Source organism: Blastococcus sp. SYSU DS1024, assembly GCF_054050795.1.
In genome coordinates this window covers 222,939-243,378 of the sequence record NZ_JBJHAA010000004.1, presented here as the reverse complement: position 1 = coordinate 243,378, position 20,440 = coordinate 222,939, and the positions used below count along the sequence as shown (strand labels likewise).

23 protein-coding genes and 1 tRNA gene are annotated in these 20,440 nt (G+C 74.3%); 12 read left to right on the top strand and 12 right to left on the bottom strand.

Features of this window, described 5'->3' with window-relative positions; translation table 11 throughout:
* Positions 1–151: 151 nt before the first annotated feature.
* Complete coding sequence (locus ACI79S_RS06055; RefSeq protein WP_456592533.1) at positions 152–382, bottom strand: hypothetical protein; 231 nt, start codon at positions 380–382, stop codon at positions 152–154.
* Positions 383–598: 216 nt separating this feature from the next.
* On the opposite strand from ACI79S_RS06055, the gene ACI79S_RS06050 reads away from it, so the two are divergent.
* Entirely contained in the window at positions 599–958 is a 360-nt protein-coding gene (locus ACI79S_RS06050) for a hypothetical protein (RefSeq protein ID WP_456592532.1), read from the top strand.
* 322 nt (positions 959–1,280) lie between these two features.
* Here the strand turns inward: ACI79S_RS06050 and ACI79S_RS06045 are convergent, their stop codons facing one another.
* The 3 genes from ACI79S_RS06045 to ACI79S_RS06035 all read right to left on the bottom strand — a co-directional run bounded on the left by ACI79S_RS06045 (position 1,281) and on the right by ACI79S_RS06035 (position 4,822).
* A complete protein-coding gene (locus ACI79S_RS06045) occupies positions 1,281–3,089 on the bottom strand; it encodes a glycoside hydrolase family 15 protein (protein WP_456592531.1) in 1,809 nt (602 codons plus the stop codon).
* Positions 3,090–3,092: 3 nt separating this feature from the next.
* Positions 3,093–4,202 (bottom strand): SDR family oxidoreductase, encoded by a 1,110-nt coding sequence (locus tag ACI79S_RS06040; protein ID WP_456592530.1) that lies wholly within the window; start codon positions 4,200–4,202, stop codon positions 3,093–3,095.
* 83 nt (positions 4,203–4,285) lie between these two features.
* The gene (locus ACI79S_RS06035) at positions 4,286–4,822 is read right to left on the bottom strand and encodes a hypothetical protein (protein ID WP_456592529.1); all 537 of its coding nucleotides are present in this window, start codon (positions 4,820–4,822) and stop codon (positions 4,286–4,288) included.
* A gap of 117 nt (positions 4,823–4,939) precedes the next feature.
* Here ACI79S_RS06035 and ACI79S_RS06030 point away from each other — a divergent pair.
* The 5 genes from ACI79S_RS06030 (at position 4,940) to ACI79S_RS06010 (ending at position 7,957) form a co-directional block, all read left to right on the top strand.
* A tRNA-Met gene (locus ACI79S_RS06030) sits at positions 4,940–5,016 on the top strand.
* A gap of 134 nt (positions 5,017–5,150) precedes the next feature.
* Positions 5,151–6,467, top strand: coding sequence for a cytochrome P450 (locus tag ACI79S_RS06025; RefSeq protein WP_456592528.1), 1,317 nt, complete (start codon positions 5,151–5,153; stop codon positions 6,465–6,467).
* Complete coding sequence (locus ACI79S_RS06020) at positions 6,464–6,682, top strand: ferredoxin (protein WP_456592527.1); 219 nt, start codon at positions 6,464–6,466, stop codon at positions 6,680–6,682. Before ACI79S_RS06025 ends, ACI79S_RS06020 begins: the two co-directional genes overlap by 4 nt.
* 8 nt (positions 6,683–6,690) lie before the next feature.
* Complete coding sequence (locus tag ACI79S_RS06015) at positions 6,691–6,981, top strand: GNAT family N-acetyltransferase (RefSeq protein WP_456592526.1); 291 nt, start codon at positions 6,691–6,693, stop codon at positions 6,979–6,981.
* Positions 6,982–7,066: 85 nt separating this feature from the next.
* Positions 7,067–7,957: a polysaccharide pyruvyl transferase family protein gene (locus ACI79S_RS06010; protein WP_456592525.1), complete on the top strand. Its 891-nt coding sequence runs from the start codon at positions 7,067–7,069 to the stop codon at positions 7,955–7,957.
* On the opposite strand, the gene ACI79S_RS06005 is transcribed toward ACI79S_RS06010, so the two are convergent.
* Positions 7,914–8,795, bottom strand: a complete 882-nt coding sequence (locus ACI79S_RS06005) for a glycosyltransferase family 2 protein (RefSeq protein ID WP_456592524.1) — start codon at positions 8,793–8,795, stop codon at positions 7,914–7,916. The two genes, ACI79S_RS06010 and ACI79S_RS06005, sit on opposite strands and share 44 nt — an antisense overlap.
* Before the next feature lie 185 nt (positions 8,796–8,980).
* Entirely contained in the window at positions 8,981–9,250 is a 270-nt protein-coding gene (locus tag ACI79S_RS06000) for a helix-turn-helix domain-containing protein (RefSeq protein ID WP_456592523.1), read from the bottom strand.
* A 55-nt stretch (positions 9,251–9,305) separates the two neighbouring features.
* Here ACI79S_RS06000 and map point away from each other — a divergent pair, with 55 nt between their 5' ends.
* On the top strand, positions 9,306–10,076 hold the full coding sequence (gene map, locus ACI79S_RS05995; protein ID WP_456592522.1) for a type I methionyl aminopeptidase: 771 nt from the start codon (positions 9,306–9,308) through the stop codon (positions 10,074–10,076).
* Between the two features lie 54 nt (positions 10,077–10,130).
* Positions 10,131–10,448, top strand: a complete 318-nt coding sequence (locus tag ACI79S_RS05990) for an antibiotic biosynthesis monooxygenase family protein (protein ID WP_456592521.1) — start codon at positions 10,131–10,133, stop codon at positions 10,446–10,448.
* A gap of 3 nt (positions 10,449–10,451) precedes the next feature.
* Here the strand turns inward: ACI79S_RS05990 and ACI79S_RS05985 are convergent, their stop codons facing one another.
* The 4 genes from ACI79S_RS05985 to ACI79S_RS05970 are packed head-to-tail and all read right to left on the bottom strand — an operon-like array spanning position 10,452 to position 15,190.
* On the bottom strand, positions 10,452–11,588 hold the full coding sequence (locus ACI79S_RS05985) for a cystathionine gamma-synthase (protein ID WP_456592520.1): 1,137 nt from the start codon (positions 11,586–11,588) through the stop codon (positions 10,452–10,454).
* The gene (locus tag ACI79S_RS05980) at positions 11,585–13,024 is read right to left on the bottom strand and encodes a cystathionine beta-synthase (RefSeq protein ID WP_456592519.1); all 1,440 of its coding nucleotides are present in this window, start codon (positions 13,022–13,024) and stop codon (positions 11,585–11,587) included. Before ACI79S_RS05980 ends, ACI79S_RS05985 begins: the two co-directional genes overlap by 4 nt.
* A gap of 16 nt (positions 13,025–13,040) precedes the next feature.
* Entirely contained in the window at positions 13,041–14,213 is a 1,173-nt protein-coding gene (locus ACI79S_RS05975; RefSeq protein ID WP_456592518.1) for a zinc-dependent alcohol dehydrogenase, read from the bottom strand.
* Positions 14,214–14,242: 29 nt separating this feature from the next.
* Positions 14,243–15,190 carry an SRPBCC family protein gene (locus tag ACI79S_RS05970; protein ID WP_456592517.1) on the bottom strand — a complete coding sequence of 316 codons (948 nt, stop codon included), beginning with the start codon at positions 15,188–15,190 and terminating at the stop codon, positions 14,243–14,245.
* 292 nt (positions 15,191–15,482) lie between these two features.
* Between ACI79S_RS05970 and ACI79S_RS05965 the strand changes: the two genes are divergently transcribed.
* Genes ACI79S_RS05965 through ACI79S_RS05955 form a run of 3 tightly spaced genes read left to right on the top strand, consistent with a single transcriptional unit; the run spans position 15,483 to position 18,754 of the window.
* Positions 15,483–16,292 carry a phosphatase PAP2 family protein gene (locus ACI79S_RS05965; RefSeq protein WP_456592516.1) on the top strand — a complete coding sequence of 270 codons (810 nt, stop codon included), beginning with the start codon at positions 15,483–15,485 and terminating at the stop codon, positions 16,290–16,292.
* 40 nt (positions 16,293–16,332) lie between these two features.
* Complete coding sequence (locus ACI79S_RS05960; protein ID WP_456592515.1) at positions 16,333–17,355, top strand: aldo/keto reductase; 1,023 nt, start codon at positions 16,333–16,335, stop codon at positions 17,353–17,355.
* A 52-nt stretch (positions 17,356–17,407) separates the two neighbouring features.
* Positions 17,408–18,754, top strand: coding sequence for an FGGY family carbohydrate kinase (locus ACI79S_RS05955; protein WP_456592514.1), 1,347 nt, complete (start codon positions 17,408–17,410; stop codon positions 18,752–18,754).
* Here the strand turns inward: ACI79S_RS05955 and hisN are convergent, their stop codons facing one another.
* Both hisN and ACI79S_RS05945 read right to left on the bottom strand, forming a co-directional pair.
* Positions 18,755–19,594, bottom strand: coding sequence for a histidinol-phosphatase (gene hisN / locus ACI79S_RS05950; RefSeq protein ID WP_456592513.1), 840 nt, complete (start codon positions 19,592–19,594; stop codon positions 18,755–18,757).
* Between the two features lie 21 nt (positions 19,595–19,615).
* Positions 19,616–19,798: a DUF2795 domain-containing protein gene (locus ACI79S_RS05945; RefSeq protein WP_456592512.1), complete on the bottom strand. Its 183-nt coding sequence runs from the start codon at positions 19,796–19,798 to the stop codon at positions 19,616–19,618.
* A 52-nt stretch (positions 19,799–19,850) separates the two neighbouring features.
* Here ACI79S_RS05945 and ACI79S_RS05940 point away from each other — a divergent pair, with 52 nt between their 5' ends.
* Positions 19,851–20,387 (top strand): DUF2087 domain-containing protein, encoded by a 537-nt coding sequence (locus ACI79S_RS05940; protein WP_456592511.1) that lies wholly within the window; start codon positions 19,851–19,853, stop codon positions 20,385–20,387.
* Positions 20,388–20,440: the final 53 nt, after the last annotated feature.

Here is a 20,440-nt window from a genome sequence, read left to right as displayed (position 1 = left end):
GTTGAACCGCGCCCTGACGCGGCTCAACGCCCGGCGGGGCGGCCAGACGTGCCCTTCCTGCGCACCACCTGAGGTCACCTGCTCCCGAACGCCGTCCTGAGTTCGGGAGCACGCGTTGCCATGGGTGAGAAATGCTCACCCAGCCGGGCCTCTACGACGAGGCGCGCTCGGCCTCCTCTTGCTGACGCTTCTCCCGAGAGCGAAGGGTGCGGACCAGCCACACGCTGGAGGTCGCCAGCCACAGGACAGCGATGAAGATCCGCCAGCCGTCGTCTCCGTCGATGACCGCGAGCACCAGTACGACGAGCCAGATGCCGGCGAGGACGACCCAGAACCCCAGGTCCAGCGCCCGCAGGGTGCGAGGGACCCACCGCTTGGACACCTTCGGAAGCGTAGCCGCCTGCATCAGTCGTGCCCGCTGCTACGAGGTCGCAGCCGCTGGCGAGCCGGTGCATCCACGCACCGACCGCTCGCCGTCCACCGAGGCGTGCCCGGCGGTGCGGTGGCAAGGTCCTTCGTCCCTTGAGGAGGAGTGGCCCGTGGTCATCCATGAGGAACACATTGAGCAGTTCGACCGCAGTCTGCGGAGGAAGTGACCGTGACAACGTTCAGCCGGAGGGCCCTCGGCTTGATCGTCGTATCGCTCATCAGCGTCGTCGGCCTTACGGCGTGGTACGGGCGATTCGTCTGGGAGGACAGCGGCTCGTTCGCGTTCTTGATGTTCGGCGTGCCACTGGCGTGCACGGCGCTGGCTCTGGTGGCCGAACGTGCCGGCAGGACGCGGTTGGCTTCCGGGGTGGTGGCGGCCCTCGGGCTGGTGTCAGTGGCGTGGTCGCTCATCACGGGCCTGGGCATCGGTGGCGCCTTCCTGCTGCCGTCATGCCTGCTGCTGGTCGCTGCCCTGATCTCGTGGGTGGACCGACAGCGGCGGGGCACCGCTACGCCGCGGCGGACCTGATCGAGGCCGTGCACCAGGCTGCTCGAGCGCGGGCAGCCTGGTGCACGATCCCGCTGGCCTCCGCTTGGGCCGCGGGGGACAGCGGGGCTGCCGAGGAGGCGTCACCCACCCGGACGACGAGTGGCGGCGGCTCCAGCTGCAGGACCGGGCACCTCATGTGGCGGCCTGAGGAGGCGGGCGTCGAGACCGGGACCACCGTCCTGCACAGCGATGAAGCCGTGGACCCGGACGGTCAGGCCGACCATTCGTCCATCACACCTCGGCCGTAAGGGGGGCGCCGTCCTGAGGCCCGGACGGCGCGACTCCCGCGGTACCGGCCGGCTCACGGCCGGCCGGCCGGGTCCGATCCGGGCTGCTCGGCCGGGTGCGTGCCGCTGAGGTGACGGGCGGCGTTGACCAGTCCGACGTGGCTGAACGCCTGCGGCACGTTGCCGAGCTGACGACCGAGCCGGGTGTCGTACTCCTCGCTCAGCAACCCCACGTCGTTGCGCAGCCCGAGCAACCGCTCGAACAACTCCGTCGCCTCGGTTCGGCGTCCCGTGCCGTTCAGCGCGTCGACCAGCCAGAAGCTGCAGGCGAGGAAGGCGCCCTCGGGACCGGGCAGCCCGTCGTCGGTGTCCTCGGCCTCCGGCCGGTACCGCAGCAGGAGGCCGTCCTCGTCCAGTTCGCGGCGGACGGCCTCGACGGTGCCCGTCACCCGGGGGTCGTCCCAGTCGAGGAACCCGAACCGCGGGATGAGCAGCAGGGCCGCGTCCAGGCCCCGCGAGCCGTAGTACTGGGTGAACGTGCCGCGCTCGGCGTCGTAGCCCTTGGCGCACACGTCGGCGTGGATCTCGCTGCGCAGGGCCCGCCAGCGGTCCACCGGACCATCGAGGCCCTGCTGCTCGACCGCCCGGACCGCGCTGTCGACCCCGGCCCAGGCCATGACCTTGCTGTGCACGAAGTGCCGCCGCGTGGCGCGCACTTCCCACAGGCCGTTGTCGGGCTCGTCCCACGCGCCCTCCAGGTAGTCCAGGAGCTCCCGCTGGAGGGACCACGCGTCCGCGCTGTGCGGCATGCCGGCCTCGCGGGCCAGGTGCAGGCCGTCGAGCACCTCGCCCCAGACGTCGAGCTGGAACTGGTCGGCGGCGGCGTTCCCGATCCGTACCGGCGCGGAGCCCTCGTAGCCGGCGAGCCAGGGCAGCTCGTGCTCCGGCAGCCGCCGGGTGCCGTCGAGGCCGTACATGATCCGGAGGTCTGCAGGGTCGCCGGCCACCGCGCGCAGCAACCAGTCGCGCCACGCCCGCGCCTCGTGCACATAGCCGGTGCCGAGCAGGGCCTGCAGGGTGAACGTGGCGTCCCGGAGCCACGTGTAGCGGTAGTCCCAGTTGCGCACCCCGCCCAGCTTCTCGGGGAGGGAGGTCGTCGCTGCGGCGACGATGCCACCGGTGGGGGCGTAGGTCAGTGCCTTGAGGGTGATGAGCGAGCGGCGGACCGCGTCATCCCACTGCCCGGTGTAGTCGCACCGGCCGATCCAGTCGGCCCAGAACGTCTCGGTGTTGGTGAGCGCCGCCTCGGGCTCCGGCGGCCGGGGACGCGGTCGGTAGGACGAACCGTGGCTGAGGACGAACGGGACGCGCTCCCCGGCGTCGACCCAGAACTCCGCTCGCGCCGTGCCGTCGTGCTGCTCGAGGGGTATCGGGGTGCGCAGCCACAGCGCGTCCGGTCCGGCGACGGCGACGAGGTCGTCGCCGTCGGTGTAGGTCCACGGGCGGAGCTGGCCGTAGTCGAAGCGCGGCCGCAGGGTCGTCTGCATCCGCACGCGACCCGAGCGTCCCTCCACGATCCGGACGACCTCGGCGGCCTCGCCGCGCACGGGCATGAAGTCGACGACGACGACCGAGCCGTCGGGCGTCTCCCACTCCGTCTCGAGCACCAGCGAGTCACCGCGGTAGCGGCGTCGGGCGCAGCCGGCCGCCCCGCTGGGCGCCAGCAGCCAGCGACCCGCACGGTCGTCGTCGAGCAGCGCGGCGAAGCAGGCGGGGGAGTCGAAGCGGGGCAGGCACAACCAGTCCATCGACCCGTCCCGGCCCACGAGGGCGGCGGTCTGCAGGTCTCCGATCAGCGCGTAGTCCTCGATCCGCCCCGCCATCGGTCAGCGGTCGCGGCGCCAGGCGGCCACCGCCGTCGCCAGGAGCCCGGCACCGGCTGCGGCGAGGGCGCCGTGGTGGCGGGAGGCCCAGATCTGCGGATCCCGGTCCCGTGTCCGGTGCCGGAAGCTGCCTCGGGCACCGAAGTCGCGGCCGTCGGGCCCGTCGGCCGGCTTCCAGAGGTTGACCGGGTCGTCGGGGGACGCCTGCTCGCCGCGCTGCTGCCCCTCGTACCCGTTGCGGGCGAGGTACCAGTCCAGGAACTGCGGCCAGACCTTGTTGCCGAGGATCGTCCAGACGGTCGGGTTGCCCACCCACCATGCGCGGCGCCGCGGGTGCTCGCTCGCGTGGACGAGGGCCTCGGCCATCAGGTCGACCGGGTAGATCGGGGGCACCGGCTGCGGCCGTTCGGGCAGCTTGTTGAGCACCCAGTCGAACTGCGGGGTGTTGACCCCGGGCAGGTTGACCATCGTGACGTGCACGTTGCTGCCGTCGTGCCGCAGTTCGGTCAGCAGCGACTCGGTGAAGCCCTTGATGGCGTGCTTGGCCCCGCAGTAGACGCTCTGCAGGGGGATGCCGCGGTAGGCGAGCGCGGAGCCGGTCTGCACGATCACGCCGCGGTCCCGCGGCTTCATCCGCCGCAGCGCCGACATGGTGCCGTGCACGAACCCCAGGTAGGTGACCTGGGTGACGCGCTCCCACTCCTCGGCGGTGATCTGCTCGAACGGCGCGAACACCGTGCTGAACGCGACGTTGCACCAGACGTCGATCGGCCCGAGCTCCTCCTCCACCCGGCTCGCCGCCGCGTCGACGGCCGCCGCGTCGGCGACGTCCACCGGGATCACCAGCGGGGTGCCGCCGGCGGCGCGCACGTCCGCTGCGGCCCCGGCCAGGCCGGTCTCGCCCCGGGCCAGCAGGGCGACCCGGTCCCCCCGGCGGGCGAAGGCGACGGCGGTGGCCCGCCCGATCCCCCCGCTCGCACCGGTCACGACGACGACCCGACCGGTCCCGGCTTCTCCCGTTGCGCGCACGGCAGCCCCTTCCGTGGTTGTCGCGGCGCGGGCGCGGCCCGGCCGCACGAACGCGGTGCCGCGACCGGGGAGGCGCGGCGACATCGGCCTCCTTCGGTGTGCACGACGCGCGGGGGCGGCAAACCCGTTCCGGAGGACGTTCCGGGCCCGTCGGGACCTCGAAGGGGTCAGTCCGCCGCCCGGTCCGACGCGTGGTCGTTCCCGCCGAAGATCCGCGCGGCGACCTCGCGCCGGGCGACGGTGGCCCACTCGTGCTGCCGGTTGGCCTGCTCGACCAACCCGTCGAGCTGTTCCTTGTCGAGGCGGTCGTCGGCGTCGGCCACCTCCCGCAGGGTCTCGAAGCCGCTGCGCTTGGCCCGGACCGCGGAGGCGAGGAACTCGAACTCCACCAGGTCGCTCAGGGGGGAGCGGCTCAGCAGCCTGCCGTTGAGCTTCAGCCGCGAGATCTTCTCGCCGATCCACAGCGCCACCTGCTTGTGCCGCTGGATCGGAAGGCCGAGGGCGTCCATGGTCGCGCTCAGCGCGGCCTTCTCCTCGTGCAGCTCGGCCAGCAGCTGCTCGAGCCTGGGTGCGTACTTCGTCCCCCGGTGCACGTCCAGCATCCGCCGGACCAGCTCGATGCCCCCGGTCGAGGCAGCCAGGTGGTCGTTGCAGTAGATGGCCAGCAGATCGACGTTGCGCAGGTCGGCGGACGGTTGGGACACGGGGGGACCTCCAGGGGACGAGCGGCTGGTCACAGTGTCGTCGCGGGTGCGGTGTTGCGCGCGTCGCGGGACCGACGCGACGCCGGCGCCCGGCAGGTGTACTGTGGGTGTCACCGACGCGGGGTGGAGCAGCTCGGTAGCTCGCTGGGCTCATAACCCAGAGGTCGCAGGTTCGAATCCTGTCCCCGCTACCACGACGGAGGCCCGGTCACGCAGGTGACCGGGCCTCCGTGCGTCAGGGCCCACGAGCGCCCGCGGCAGTGTGTTGTGTGTCACCCCGATTCTCTCTAGCGTGCGGGGCACGACCGCCGTTCAGGGAGGACCGCTCGTGTCCGTCGACGCCGCACCAGCACCGGGAACCGTGCCGCCCCCGCGCAAGGCGGGCGCCGCCGATCTCGGCATCGACCTGTCCGACCGCGACTTCTGGCTGCGCCCCCCGGCCGAGCGCCACGCCGTCTTCGACCGGCTCCGTGCCGAGCGGCCGTTCGCGTTCTTCGCGGAGCCGGAGATCCCGAACCTGCAGAGCGGTCCCGGCTACCACGCGGTCACCCGCTACGCCGACCTGGAGGCGATCAGCTGCCAGCCCGCCCTCTTCTGCTCGGGGGAGGGGGCGGTCTCCATCCAGGACATCCCGGCCGACCTCAACGAGTTCTACGGCTCGCTGATCAGCATGGACGACCCGCGGCACGCCAAGATCCGCCGGATCGTGGCGAAGACGTTCACCCCGCGGATGCTCGAGCGGGTGGTGGACTCGGTGGCGGGGATCGTCGACGACGTCCTGGCCGAGGTGCGGCGGAAGGCGGCCGCGGGGGACGGCACGTTCGACGTCGTGGCCGACCTCGCCGCACCCGTCCCGCTGCGGGTCATCTGCGACATGATGGGCATCCCGGAGACGGACCGGGCGATGGTGCTGGCGAAGTCCAACGTCATCCTCTCCGGTGGTGACCCGGAGCTCGTGGAGGACGAGGAGGACCCCCTCACCGGGGTGCTCATGGCCGGCATCGAACTGGCCGCGCTCATGGAGCGGCTGGCCGCCGAACGGGTGGAGCGGCCCACCGACGACCTCACCACGGCCCTGGTCACGACCGACGTCGACGGCGAGCGCCTGACCCACCAGGAGATCGCCTCGTTCTTCATCCTGCTGCTGGTCGCGGGTAACGAGACCACCCGCAACGCCATCTCGCAGGGGCTGCTGGCGCTGCAGGAGCACCCGGACCAGCGGGCCCGCTGGGTCGCCGATCCGGGGCTCACCCGCACGGCCGTCGAGGAGATCGTGCGCTGGACCAGCCCGATCACCTGGATGCGCCGTACCGCGACCCGCGACGGGGAGCTGAACGGCTACCGGTTCGCCGCCGGGGACAAGTTCCTGCTCTTCTACGCCGCCGCCAACCGCGACCCCGAGGTGTTCGCCGACCCGCACCGCTTCGACCTGGGGCGCGACCCTAACCCGCACGTCGGTTTCGGGTCGAAGGGGCCGCACTTCTGCCTGGGTGCCCACCTGGCCCGGCGCGAGCTGGCCATCACCTTCGCCCGGGTGTTCGAGCAGCTGCCGGACCTGGAGATCACCGGTCCGCCGGACCGGCTGCGGTCGTCGTTCGTCAACGGGCTCAAGCGGCTCCCGGCCCGGTTGGCGGGGGGCCGATGAGTCGGCTGGAGGCAGACCTGGAGCGCTGCGTGGGCGCCGGCGCCTGCGAGGCCCTCGCACCGGACCTGTTCGAGGTCGGCGACGAGGGGACGGTGACGGTGCTGCGCCCGCACCCGGAGGGCGGCGACCTCCGCGACGCCGAGGAGGCGGTGCGGCAGTGCCCGACCCGCGCCCTGCAGCTGGTCGCGGAACAGCCTGCGCCCGCGGCCGGTTGACCGCGGGCATGGAGACCACTGTCACCGACGTCCCCGAGTCCGGCCGGTTCGAGATCCGCGACGGCGACCGCGTGCTGGGCGTGGCCGCCTACGAGCGCCGCGGCGACACCCTGGTGTTCACGCACACCGAGATCGACCCCGAGGCCGGGCAGTCCGGGCTGGGCAGCACCCTCGTCCGCGCCGCCCTCGACGAGGTGCGGTCGCAGGGCGGTGCCGTGGTGCCGCGCTGCTCCTTCGTCGCCAGCTGGATCGAGCGGCACCCCGACTACGCCGACCTGGTGGCCGACACCGACCGCTGAGGCGCGGGCCGGTGGGCGGCCGGTGGGGCGGGGATCTCGTTCCCTCCGGATGCCCGGGCGACGTCGGGCTGCGAGGCTGCTCGTCGTGCGAGTTCTGGTGGCGGGCTGGTTCAGTTTCGACGAGGTGATCGCCACCGTCGGCGACGAGCTGGGGGCCGATGCCGTCACCGGCTGGCTGACCGAGCTCGGCATCGACCACGACGTCGCCTGGGCGCCGTACCTGCGGCGGGGCGTGCACTGGCGCGACGTCGACCCGGCCGACTACACGCACCTGGTGTTCACCACCGGACCGGTCGGCGACCTGGCGCCCCTGCCCGAGCTGACCACGGCCTTCGCGGGCGCGCAGCGGTGGGCGGTCAACGTCTCCGTCGTCGACGACACCGCGCTCGAGATGTTCGACGTGGTCCGGGAGCGCGACGCTACCGGCGTCACCCGGCCCGACCTGGCCATGGCGGGCGCAGCGGACGACGCCCCGGTCCTGGCGGTGGCGTTCGCCCCGCCGCAGGGCGAGTACGGCGACCGCAGCCGGGCCGACCGGGTGCGGGGGGTCATCGAGGAGTGGCTGGCGGCGCGTGCCCTGCCGTGGTTCCCGATCGACACGGACCTGTTCGACAAGCCGCACCCGCGCCGGCCGGCGCAGGTCGAGGCCCTGCTCCGGCGTGCGGACGTCGTCGTGAGCATGCGGCTGCACGGTCTGGTGCTCGGTCTCAAGAACGACCGCCCGGTCATCGCCTGCGACCCGATCGCCGGTGGCGCCAAGGTGGCGGGGCAGGCGCGGGCACTGGACTGGCCGCTGGTGCTCGACGCCGAGGAGGTCACCGCCGAGATCCTGGACGCGGCGCTCTCCCGCTGCCTGTCCGGTGACCTCGCCGGGGCCGTCGCCCGCTCCCGGAGCCGGGGGATGGCCGGCACCGAGGAGGCGCGGCGGTGGTTCACCGAGCAGCTGGGGCGTCCAGCGGGCGCTGCGCACGGGTGAACCGGCGCTCGAGGGCCGGAGGGACCGGTCGGCGCCGGCGCAGCGCGGCCGGTAACCGGCGCGCCCACCCCAGCAGCGCTCTCCGGGCGGCCGGCTCGGTCGGCGCCCGCCGGGCCAGCCGGGCGGTGGCGGCCAGCGCCACCGGGAGCGGCCGGCGCAGCCAGTCCACCAGCAGGTCGTTGCGCGTCTGCAGCGCCCAGCGGTCAGCGGACACGGTGGTCGGCCCGGCGGGGTCGTGCCACGCGACCACGTCGTCGGCGTAGACCTGCTGCCACCCGGCCGCGGCCAGGTCGAGCGCCAGCAGGTGCTCCTCCCCGCCGAAGAACAGCAGCGGCGAGAAGCCGCCGACCGACAGGTACGCGTCGCGGCGGACCACGGTGGCGAACGCCGGGTAGCTGAGCACGTCGGGCCCCGGGGCGCCCGGCGTCGTCCCCAGGACGGCGGCCCGGTGCTTGCGCGTGACCGCGTCGACCGACCCGTCCGCGGCCATCCGCACCCGGCCGGCGATCAGGGCGACCCGGGGGTGCTCGTCGAGCAGGTCGGCGGCGCGGTCGAGGGCACCGGGCGCCCACCACGAGTCGTCGTCGGCGAACGCCACGTAGGGCGTGTCGGCCCGCTCGACGCCGGCGGTGCGGGCCACCGCCCCGCGGTTCTCCGGCAGTTCGACGACGGTCACGCCCGGGTGCTCGGCGCGGACGGCCGCCGCTGTGCCGTCGGAGGAGCCGTTGTCGACGACGACCACCGGGTGGGCGCCCTCGTCGAGGTGGGCGAGCGACCGCAGCAGCGACTCGCGGCGGTCCCGGGTGGCGACGACGACGGTCACGCGTGAGGCGGTCACCTTGTCTGCGTACCGTGCCGGCGCGGTCCTCGAACACGCCGACGGCCGCACCCTTCGCTGCGCGTGGCCCTGCGGGTCGGCCACCAGGAGGTGCTCCCGGGCAGTCGGCCTCTGCCCGGCCGCCGTGGGCAGAGGGCGACTGCCCGGTCAGGTCCCGGGCTCGCCGGGCCACCGGAGCGGCGACCTCAGGCGCTCAGTGCCGGTCCGTCGACGCGGTCGGCGAGCAGTTCGACCAGCCGGTCCAGCGGCAGCTCCAGCGCGTGCGCCAGCGCCGCCACGGTGAAGAAGGCCGGGGTGGGCACGCGGCCGGACTCGATCTTGCGCAGCGCCTCCAGGCTCACCCCGGACGCCGCCGCGACCTCCGCCGGGGGCCGGTCGCCACGCGCCTCGCGCAACAGCGCGCCGAGCCGCCGGCCGCGCTGGCGTTCCTCGGGGCTCAGCGGCGGTCGCACCATGGTCGTGATAGTAATACTGGGATAGCTTTACCGGAAGCGTCCGAGGAGGACCACCGTGATCGAACTCCGCACCCCCGGTGAGCTGGACGCGATGCGTGCCGCCGGCGCGGTGGTGGCAGACATGCACGCCGCGGTGCGGGCCCTCGCGGCGCCGGGCGTGCGGCTGACCCAGCTCGACGCGGTCGCCCGCGACGTCCTGGCCGACGCCGGCGCCACCTCGCCCTTCCTCGGCTACGCCCCGCTGCCGACGACCCCGCCGTTCCCCGGTGTCCTGTGCCTGTCGGTGAACGACGTCGCGCTGCACGGCATCCCGACGCCGGAGGTCCTCGAGGACGGCGACCTGCTCAGCGTGGACGCCGGTGCGGTGCTCGACGGCTGGGTCGGCGACGCCGCGATCACCTTCCCGGTGGGCACGCCGCGGCCCGAGGACCTCGCGCTGGTGGCCACCACCGAGCGGGCGCTGGAGGCGGGTATCGCCGCGGCCGTCGTCGGCAACCGGGTGGGCGACATCTCCGCCGCGATCGGCGCGGTCGGCCGGGCCGGCGGGTGCGGCATCAACACCGACCAGGGCGGGCACGGGGTGGGGCGCACGATGCACGAGGCCCCGTCGGTGCCCAACGAGGGCCGCGCGGGCCGCGGCGTGCCGTTGCGCGCGGGGCTGGTCATCGCGATCGAGCCCTGGTTCCTCGCCGGTGGTTCCGACGACTACACGGTGGACGCCGACGGCTGGACGCTGCGCAGCGCCGACGGCAGCCGCGCCGCCCACGTCGAGCACACGGTCGCGGTGACCGCGGACGGCCCGCGCATCCTCACCGCGCCGCGCTGAGGGCCGCCGCGGCACCCGCCGGCGCGGTGGCCGGCGGGCCGTACGGTGCAGGGCGTGATCCTCGAGCACGCGGAGCTCTCCGTGACACCGGGCCGCGAGGCCGAGTTCGAGGCGGCGTTCCGGTCCGCTGCCCCGATCATCTCCGCGTCGCCGGGCTTCCGGCGGCTGCTGCTGTCACGGTGCGTGGAGCGGGAGAACGTCTTCCTCCTGCTCGTCGAGTGGAACAGCCTGGAGGACCACACCGAGGGCTTCCGCGGCTCGCCGGGATACCAGGAGTGGCGGCGCCTGCTGCACTCCTTCTACGAACCGTTCCCCGTGGTCGAGCACTTCCGCCCGCTGTTCATCGTCGGGCCGACCGCGCCCGGAGCCTGAGGCTCAGCGCAGCGCCTGCTCCAGGTCGGCCAGCAGGTCGTCGACGTCCTCGATGCCGACCGAGAGCCGCACCAGGTCGGCCGGCACCTCCAGCGGGGAGCCGGCGGCGCTGGCGTGGGTCATCCGCCCCGGGTGCTCGATCAGCGACTCCACGCCCCCGAGGGACTCCGCCAGCGTGAACAGCCGCGTCCGCTCGCAGACCCGCAGCGCCGCCTCCTCGCCGTCCCGGAGCCGGAAGGAGATCATCCCGCCGAAGCCGGACATCTGGGATGCCGCGACCTCGTGGCCGGGGTGGTCCGGCAGCCCCGGGTAGAGCACCGCCGCGACGTCCGGGCGGCCGACGAGGAACTCCGCGATCCGGGCGGCGTTGGCGCAGTGCCGGTCCATCCGGACGCCGAGCGTCTTGAGGCTGCGCAGCACCATCCACGAGTCGAACGGGCTCGCGACCGCCCCCATCGCGTTGTGGTTGTAGGCGAGCTGCTCACCCAGCTCGGCGTCGCGGGTGACGAGGGCGCCCCCGACGACGTCGGAGTGGCCGCCCAGGTACTTCGTCGTCGAGTGGACGACGACGTCGGCACCCAGCGTCAGCGGCCGCTGCAGGTAGGGCGAGGCGAACGTGTTGTCGACGACGAGCAGCGCGCCCGCCTCGTGGGCGATCGCCGCCGTCCGCCCGATGTCGGTGATGTTCAGGAGCGGGTTGCTGGGGGTCTCGCACCAGACCACCCGCGTCGTGGGGCGGATCGCCGCGCGCAGCGCCTCGGGGTCGGCGAGGTCGACCGGGGTGTGCGCCAGCCCCCACTCCGACAGGACGCGGGAGATCAGCCGGAAGGTGCCGCCGTACGCGTCGCCACCCAGGACGACGTGGTCGCCCGACCGGCAGGTGGTGCGCAGCAGGGTGTCCTCGGCGGCCAGGCCCGACGCGAACGCCAGCGCCGTCGTGCCCTCCTCCAGCGCGGCCAGCGCGGCGTGCAACGTGTCCCGGGTGGGGTTGCCGCTGCGGCTGTACTCGTAGCCGCCGCGCAGTCCGCCGACGCCGTCCTGCTTGTAGGTGGTGGTCAGGTGCAGCGGGGGGATGACCGCGCCGGTGGCCGGGTCCGGCTCCTGCCCGGCGTGGATGGCGCGGGTGTTGAAGCCGGTCACCGGGTCACCCCCGCGAGGTGCCCGAGCACGTCCTGCCGGGTGACGACGCCGGCGGGCTTGCCGTCGACGTGCACCAGCAGCGCGTCGGCCGAGCCGAGCTGGGCGACGGCGGCGCTGACCGCCTCCCCGGAGCCGACGATGGGCAGCGGGGGCGACATGTGCTTCTCCACCCGGTCGGCCAGCGAGGCCTGGCCGGCGAACAGCGCGTCGAGCAGCGTCTTCTCGTCGATCGAGCCCACGACCTCCCCGGCCGTCACCGGGGGCTCCGCCCGGACCACCGGCAGCTGGCTGACGCCGTACTCGCGGAGGATGTCGATGGCGTCGCGCACGGTCTCGTTCGGGTGGGTGTGCACCAGCGTCGGCGTCTCGCCGGACTTGGTGTGCAGCAGCTCGCCGACGGTCTCGCCGCCGGTGGCCTCGACGAAGCCGTAGTCGGCCATCCACGCATCGTTGAAGATCTTGTTCAGGTAGCCGCGGCCGCCGTCGGGCAGCAGCACCACGAGGACGTCGTCCCTCGTGAGCCGCTCGGCCACCCGGAGCGCGGCCACCACCGCCATGCCGCACGAGCCCCCGACCAGCAGCCCCTCCTCGCGGGCGAGCCGGCGGGTCATGGCGAAGGAGTCGCCGTCGGAGACCGCGACGATCTCGTCGGCGACCTCCCGGTCGTAGGTCGTCGGCCAGAAGTCCTCCCCGACGCCCTCCACCAGGTAGGGGCGGCCGGTGCCGCCGGAGTACACCGAGCCCTCGGGGTCCGCGCCGATGACCTGCACCCGGCCCCCGGAGGCCTCCTTGAGGTAGCGGCCGACGCCGCTGATCGTCCCGCCGGTACCGGCGCCGGTGACGAAGTGCGTGATCCGGCCCTCGGTCTGCGCCCAGATCTCCGGGCCGGTCGTCTCGTAGTGCGAGCGCGGGTTGTTGGGGTTGGAGTACTGGTCGGGCTTCCAGGCACCGGGGGTCTCCCGGCTGAGCCGGTCGGAGACCGAGTAGTACGACCGCGGGTCGGCGGGATCGACCGCGGTGGGGCAGACGACGACCTCGGCGCCGTAGGCCTTGAGGACGTTGATCTTCTCCTGGCCCACCTTGTCGGGGCAGACGAAGATGCACCGGTAGCCGCGCTGCTGGGCGACCAGGGCCAGGCCGATGCCGGTGTTGCCGCTGGTCGGCTCCACGATCGTGCCGCCGGGCTTCAGCAGGCCGTCGGCCTCCGCCGCGTCGACCATGCGGACGGCGATCCGGTCCTTCACCGAGCCGCCGGGATTGAGGTACTCGACCTTGGCCAGCACCAGGGGCGCGTCCGGCCCCAGGTGGCGGGTCACCGACGACAGCTTCACCAGCGGGGTGTTGCCGACCAGGTCGACGACGGACTCGGCGTACTGCACGGTGGCGCCCTCCTCGTACCGGGGCGCGGCTCCGTCGCCGTGCCCGGTCGTGGTCATCTCACCAGATGGACGGTCAGGGCTTGAGGACGACCTTGGTGCAGTCGTCCTCCTTGTCGCGGAACATCCGGTAGCCCTGCGGCGCCTGCTCCAGCGGCAGCGTGTGGGAGATCAGGAACGTCGGGTCGATCTCCCCGTCGCGGATCTTCTCGTAGAGCGGCTTCAGGTAGCGGTGCACGTGCGCCTGGCCGGTGCGGACCGTCAGCGACCTGTTCATCAGCGAGCCGACCGGGAACTTGTCCATGAGCCCGCCGTAGACGCCGATGATCGAGACGGTGCCGCCGTTGCGGCAGGCCATGATCGCCTCGCGCAGCGCGTGCGGCCGTTCGGTCTCGGCCATGACCGCGGTCTTGGCCCGGTCGTAGGCCTCGATGGCGGCGGTCGGGTGGGTGGCCTCCAGCCCGGCGGCGTCGATGCACCCGTCGGGCCCGCGGCCGGCGGTGAGCTCGTTGAGCGCGTCGAGGACGTCGACCTCCTCGTAGTTGAGGACGTCGGTGGCCCCCGCCTCGCGCGCCTTCGCCAGCCGGTAGTCGAACCGGTCGATGGCGATGATCCGCTCGGCCCCCAGCATCTTCGCGCTCGCGACCGCGAACAGCCCGACCGGCCCGGCGCCCCAGACCGCGATGACATCGCCGCCGGAGATGTCGCACATCTCCGCGCCCATGTAGCCGGTCGGGAAGATGTCGGTCAGGAACAGCACCTGCTCGTCGCTCAGGTCGTCCTCGATCTTCAGCGGGCCGACGTCGGCGAACGGCACGCGGGCGTACTCGGCCTGGCCGCCGGGGTAGCCGCCCACCAGGTGGGAGTAGCCGTAGATCCCGCAGGGGGAGTGGCCCCACAGCTTCTCGGCCATGCCGGCGTTCGGGTTGGAGTTCTCGCAGACGGAGAACAGGCCGCGCTCGCATGCGTTGCAGGCGCCGCAGGCGATGGGGAACGGCACGACGACCCGATCGCCGACGCGCAGGTTCGAGACCCCCTTGCCGACGTCGACCACCTCGCCCATGAACTCGTGGCCGAGGATGTCGCCCTTCTTCATCGTCGGGATGAACCCGTCGTAGAGGTGCAGGTCGGAGCCGCAGATGGCGGTGGAGGTGACCCGCACGATCGCGTCCCGGTCGTTGAGGAGCTGCGGGTCGGGGACCTCGTTGACCTCGACGTGGTTCTTGCCCATCCACTGGGTGGCGCGCACGGGGGTGTCCTTCCGGAGACGGGGCGGGATCAGGAACGGGGTGCGGCGGGCTGCTGCTTCGCCATCCGGCGGGCCAGCGGCCCCTCGGGCGTGCCCTCGGAGCGGACCACCTGCCCGGTCTCGAGGATCTGCTTGAAGCGGGCGAGGTCGTCGCGGATCTGCTGGTCGGGGGCCTCGCCGAACAGCTTCGCGACCGCCTTCCCGGCCTTGCCGCCGGGCTGGGCGTAGGCCAGCCGCACGCGCACCTCGGTGCCCTGGCCGCCGGGGGCGGGGCGGAACTCGACCACGCCGGCGTTCTCGATGTCGGCCCCGGGCAGCGACCGCCAGCGGATCCGCTCGCCGGGGGAGTCCTCCACCACCTCGGCGTCCCACTCCACGGTGCGCCGGCCCGGTGCCTCCGCGACCCAGTGCCAGCGCCCGATGCCGGCGGGGCGCACCTCGCGCACGTGCGCCATGAACTCCGGCAGCCGGGCGAAGTCGTGCCAGCGGGCGTAGACCTCCTGCGGTGGCTTGTTCACGGTGGCGGCCGCGGAGACGTCGATCGCGCTCTTCCACGGGGCCGAGGAAGGCAGCAGCTCCTGGGCGGCGCTGCGGCTGCCGCCCCGGCGGGATCGCGCGGCGGTGAGCAGGTCCAGCGCGGCCAGACCCGCGACGGCGACCGTGGCGTTGCGCAGCCGGCGGCCCCGCTCGCCGCTGCGGTGCGACAGGGCCACGCCCATGGCGGTGAGGTCGACGGCGTCGCCGGCCACCCGGGTCCAGGCCCAGCCCGGCCGGCCGGCGAGCAGCGGCAGGGCGTGCAGCAGCTCGCGGGCTCCCACGAGCGGGATCACCGACAGCGCCGTGGCCGAGTCGTCGACGCCGGAGAACCGCGCGACGCCCTTCGGGTCCCGCAGCATCGCGACCCCGAGGCCGGTGCTGGCGAGGCCCAGGACGCGGGCGGTGCGGCGCAGGCCGGGCCGGCTGCGGTGGGAGCTCATGGGGTCCTCCGGTTCGGTCGGTCCGTCCTCGGACGTTCGTCCGGCGGGGTGACGTCGCGCGGGCCCGGGTGACGGTGGCCCGGCGCCGGCGCAGCGCGGTGGGGGCATCCGGACGTCCTGCGCGCCTACCCCCGGCCCGCACCCGGAAACTCCCCCCGCGGCAGCGACGGTGCGTGAGAGTGCGGGTACGGAGACGCGCGCCGGTACGCGCGTCGTGGCGGTGCACGCGGGATGGGGGCGCCGACGCCGTCGTCCCGGGGCGCGGTCGGGTCGCCCCGCCTAACCTCGATCCGTGGGGATCCCGGGGGACGGTGGGTCCCCGCCCTCGTCCCCGCCCGTCGGTCGCCGGTACCGCAGGATCCTGCTGGCGGGGGTGCTGGTCGCCGTCTACGCCGCGCTGGCGGTCGCGGTCCGCACCGGATCCCCCCTGGTGGCCGTGGATGCCGCGGCCCTCCGCTGGCAGCCCGCGCTCCGCTGGCCGGAGTGGGAACCGCTGCTGTCCCACTGGGTCCTGCTCGGGCAGCGGATGGTGTGCCTGGTGCTCCTCGGCGGCTGGCTGGCCGTGCGGTTCCACCGGGATCGCGATCCGCGCCCGCTGCTGGTGGTGGCCGGCGCGATGCTGCTGCTCAACGCCACCGTGGGCGCGGCCAAGATCGCCTTCGGCCGGCTCGGCCCGTTGCAGCTCGAGGAGGCCGCCCTCCGGCCCGGGGCCGCCGAGGTCTTCACCGACGGCATGGTGTTCCCGTCCGGGCACGCCGCCAACGCCGTCGTCACGTGGGGGCTGGTCGCCTACCTGGTCACGCGCCACCGGCGCGTGGCGGCGGCCGTCGCGGGCGTGCTCGCGGCCACGGTCGGCGCCACCACGGTCTACCTGGGCACCCACTGGGTCAGCGACGTCCTGGCCGGGTGGGCCGCCGGGGCGCTGGTCCTCCTCACCCTGCCCACGCTCAGCCACCTCGCCGACCGTGCCTGCCGGCGGTGGTCGGCCGGAGCGCGGGTGCGGGCGGTCCGCCCCGCCGGCCCGGTGCGCTCGGCGCAGCTGGGGCCGGCCCGCCCACGGCCTCCCGCGCCCGGGCCGGGGTGGGTGCGGGACGCCGCCTGAGCGGTGGCGGACAGCGCGACGCCCGGACGAGGATGCGGGCATGCCTGCCACCACGCCGCCTCCCGTCGGTACCCGCACGCTCGGCCGTGACGGGCTGGCCGTCTCGAGCCTCGGCCTGGGCTGCATGGGGATGAGCCAGATGTACGGCGCGGCCGACCGCGCCGAGTCGATCGCGACCATCCACCGGGCCCTCGAGCTGGGCGTGACGTTCCTCGACACCTCCGACGTCTACGGCAGCGGCCACAACGAGCAGCTGGTGGGTGAGGCGATCGCCGGGCGGCGGGACGAGGTGCAGCTGGCGACGAAGTTCTCGCTGTCCCGTCGCCCGGACGGCGGCATGACCATCGACGGCCGGCCGGAGAACGTGCGGGCCTGCGCCGAGGCCAGCCTGCGCCGGCTGGGCGTCGAGGTGATCGACCTCTACTACCAGCACCGGGTCGACCCGAGGGTGCCGATCGAGGACACCGTCGGTGCCATGGCCGGGCTGGTGGCCGAGGGCAAGATCCGGTACCTGGGGCTCTCCGAGGCGAGCGCCGCGTCGATCCGCCGCGCCGTCTCCGTCCACCCCATCGCGGCGCTGCAGAGCGAGTGGTCGCTGTGGACCCGGGACCTGGAGGAGGGGGTCCTCGGCGTGGCTCGGGAGCACGGCATCGGGATCGTGCCGTTCAGCCCGCTGGGCCGCGGCTTCCTCACCGGGGCGATCACCAGCCCCGAGGACTTCGACGCCGACGACTGGCGGCGGGGCCACCCCCGCTTCACCGGGGAGGCGTTCGCCGCCAACCTGCGCCTGGTGGACGCCGTCCGCGAGCTCGCCGCGGAGAAGGGCGTGGCGCCCGGTCAGCTCGCGCTGGCGTGGGTGCTGGCCCAGGGCCGGGACGTCGTCCCCATCCCGGGCACCAAGCGCCGGAGCTACCTGGAGGAGAACGTCGCCGCCGTCGGCATCGAGCTCGGCGACGACGACCTTGCCCGGCTGGACGCCATCGCGCCGCCGGGCGCGGCGGTCGGCGGGCGGTACGTGGACAGCAGCTACGCCTACGGGGACAGCCCGGAGCCGACCGCATGAGCCCGGCCGACGAGATGCGGGACACCGGCCACCCGGGGCGTGACGGCAGCCGGTGACGACGGGCGTCTTCCTCGGGGCCGACCTGGGCACCAGCGGGCTGAAGGTCGTCGCGCTGCGCGACGACGGCGCCGTCGTGGCCGAGGCCGAGTCCCCCTACGCGTACGACCGGCCGGCGCCGGACCGGGCCGAGATCGACGTGGCGGTGTGGCGGCGGGCCCTCGACGGCGCCCTGGACGAGCTCGCGCCCGTGCTGCGGAGCTCCCGGGTGCGAGCGCTCGGGCTGTCGGGCCAGATGCACGGCACCGTCCTGGTGGACGCCGCCGGGGCGCCGCTGCGCCCGGCAGTGCTCTGGCCGGACACCCGGGCAGTCGACGAGCTGGCCGGCTGGCGGCGGCTCGCCACGGCCGACCGCGCCGCGCTGGCCAACCCGCTCGTGCCCGGGATGACCGGACCGGTGCTGGCCTGGCTGGCCCGGCACGAGCCGGGGGTGCTCGGGCGGGCGGCGGCCGTCCTGCTGCCCAAGGACGCGCTGCGGGCCGCGCTCGTGCCCGGCGGCCCGCCGGTCACCGACCGCAGCGACGCCTCCGGCACGCTGCTGTGGGATGTCCCCGCGGACGGGTGGTCGGGCGCCGCGACCGCCGCCGCCGGGGTGCCGGCGCGGCTGCTCCCTGCGGTCCGCCCCGGCACGGAGGTCGTCGGCGCGCCCGCCCTGGCCGTCGGGGAGGTGCCGGTCGTCGTCGGCGCGGCGGACACCCCGCTGGCCCTGCTGGCGGCGGGCACGACCACCGGGCTGCAGGTGAACCTGGGCACCGGCGCGCAGGTGCTGCGACCGGGCTGGTCGCCGCACCCGGTGGCGGACCCCCCGGTGCACGGCTACGCCGACGCCCAGGGCGGCTGGTACGCGATGGCGGCCCTGCAGAACGGGGGCTCGGCCTGGGCCTGGGTGTGCGGTGTCCTGGGCCTGTCCTGGGCGGACCTGTTCGCGGCGGCCGCGTCGGTGCCCGACGCCGGGGGAGCGGTCTTCCGGCCGTTCCTCACCGGCGAGCGGGGTGGGGTCGCCGGACCGGAGGACCGCGCCGGCTGGGACGGGTTGCACCCGGGCACCACGCGGGCGCACCTGGCGCGCGCGGCGGTGGAGGGCGTCGTCGGGGCGGTGGCCGCGGCGGCGGCGCTGCTCGAACCGCCCGACGCCGACGTCCCGGTGGTGCTCACCGGTGGTGGCGTGCGGTCCGCTCCGGTGCCGCAGCTCCTCGCCGACGTCCTGCGGCGCCCGGTCCAGGTCGTGCGGCTGCGCAGCGCATCGGCCGTCGGTGCGGCGCTGCTGGCCGCGCGCGGTCTCGGTGCGGACGTCGTCCCCGCGCGCGAGGCCGGGCCGGTGGTCGAACCGTCGCGGAGCTGATCAGGAGGGTGGGACCGGCGGGGCGGAGGTCAGCGGGTGCACCGTCTCGCTGGCCCGCAGCCGCTCCAGGGCGGCGTCGTGCAGCTTGCCGTTGGTCGCCAGGGCGCTCCCGCCGGCCGGCCCGGGAGCGCCGGTGACGTCGGTGAACCGGCCGCCGGCCTCGCGCACGATGACGTCCAGTGCGGCGAGATCCCAGATCGAGACCTCCGGCTCGCAGGCGATGTCCACCGCCCCCTCGGCCAGGAGGACGTAGCTCCAGAAGTCGCCGTAGGCGCGGGTGCGCCAGACCGAGCGGGTGAGGTCGAGGAAGCCGTCGAGCCCGCCCCGCTCCTCCCAGCCCGAGAGGCTGGAGTAGCTGAGGCTGGCGTCACCGAGCTCGGCGACCTCCGACACGCGGCAGCGGGTGGCCGACTCCAGCCGGCGTCCGGTCCAGGCGCCGACGTCCTTCGCCGCCCACCACCGCCGGTTCAGCGCCGGCGCCGAGACCAGCCCGACGACCGGCTCGTCGCCGTCGAACAGCGCGATCAGCGTGGCCCACACCGGCACGCCGCGGACGAAGTTCTTCGTGCCGTCGATGGGGTCGAGCACCCAGCGGCGGGACCCGTGGCCGGTCGTGCCGAACTCCTCGCCCAGCACCGCGTCACGGGTGCGGGCGCGGCTCAGCGTGATGCGCAGCATCTCCTCGACCGCCCGGTCGGCGTCGGTGACCGGGGTCAGGTCGGGTTTGGTGTCGACCGTCAGGTCCTGCGCCTTGAACCGCTCCATGCTGATCGAGTCGGCCTGGTCGGCCAGCACGTGTGCCAGCCGCATGTCCTCTGAGAAGCCCCGACCCGACGTCATGGACACCCAACCTAGCGGCGGTCAGTCGAAGACGGCGGAACTGACCCCGCTCGGGCCCTCGTACTCGCGGTCCTCGATGTTCCGGAGGGCGTCGAGGACCTCCTCGTCCCCGCCGTGCTGCTCGGCGTGCTTGACGATGTCGTCCTTGCCCGCGGGGTAGTCCATGCCGGACAGGGCCTTCTGGATGTCGATGGGGCTGACCATGGTCGGGTCCTACCCCGCACCCGGGCACCGATGCACGGATACCGTCGGGTGCGTGGACGCAGCGACGATCGCGGGGCTGCTCGCCGACCCGGTGCGGCTGAAGGTCGTGGCCGCGCTCGCGCTGGGCGCCACGACCATCGAGGAGGTGGCCGCGGCGTCGGGGTTGTCGCTCAAGGAGGTCGCGCTCGCGGCCCGCCGGCTGGCCCGGGCCGGGCTGGTCGACCGCGACGGTCACGTCCTGGCGCTGCACACCGAGCGGTTCGGCACGGCCGCCCGCGCCGCCGCCGAGGCCGCCCCGGCGCCGGAGCCGCTCTCGGACGACCCGGCGGTGGACGCGGTCCTGTCGGCCTTCGTCCGTGACGGCCGGCTGGTGTCCATCCCCGCCCAGCACAGCAAGCGGCTGGTGGTCCTCGACCACCTGGTGCGGGTGTTCGAGCCCGGCGTCCGCTATCCCGAGCGCGAGGTCAACGCGCTGCTGGCCGTCTGGCACCCCGACGTCGCGGCGCTGCGCCGCTACCTGGTGGACGAGGGACTGCTCAGCCGGGACGCCGGGGTCTACTGGCGCAGCGGCGGCTACGTGGAGGTCTGAGTTCCCTCGTCGACGTGTCGACCTGTCGACGAATCCGTGCGACGACCCGCTGC

Bases quoted from the DNA above. Each gene is read 5' to 3' on its own strand.
- hisN (WP_456592513.1), bottom strand. From the start codon at position 19,594: ATGACGTCGGGTCGGGGCTTCTCAGAGGACATGCGGCTGGCACACGTG.
- ACI79S_RS05980 (WP_456592519.1), bottom strand. From the start codon at position 13,024: ATGACCACGACCGGGCACGGCGACGGAGCCGCGCCCCGGTACGAGGAG.
- ACI79S_RS05970 (WP_456592517.1), bottom strand. From the start codon at position 15,190: ATGAGCTCCCACCGCAGCCGGCCCGGCCTGCGCCGCACCGCCCGCGTC.
- ACI79S_RS06040 (WP_456592530.1), bottom strand. From the start codon at position 4,202: ATGTCGCCGCGCCTCCCCGGTCGCGGCACCGCGTTCGTGCGGCCGGGC.
- ACI79S_RS05945 (WP_456592512.1), bottom strand. From the start codon at position 19,798: ATGGTCAGCCCCATCGACATCCAGAAGGCCCTGTCCGGCATGGACTAC.
- ACI79S_RS06045 (WP_456592531.1), bottom strand. From the start codon at position 3,089: ATGGCGGGGCGGATCGAGGACTACGCGCTGATCGGAGACCTGCAGACC.
- ACI79S_RS05960 (WP_456592515.1), top strand. From the start codon at position 16,333: ATGCCTGCCACCACGCCGCCTCCCGTCGGTACCCGCACGCTCGGCCGT.
- ACI79S_RS06015 (WP_456592526.1), top strand. From the start codon at position 6,691: ATGGAGACCACTGTCACCGACGTCCCCGAGTCCGGCCGGTTCGAGATC.
- ACI79S_RS06000 (WP_456592523.1), bottom strand. From the start codon at position 9,250: ATGGTGCGACCGCCGCTGAGCCCCGAGGAACGCCAGCGCGGCCGGCGG.
- ACI79S_RS06020 (WP_456592527.1), top strand. From the start codon at position 6,464: ATGAGTCGGCTGGAGGCAGACCTGGAGCGCTGCGTGGGCGCCGGCGCC.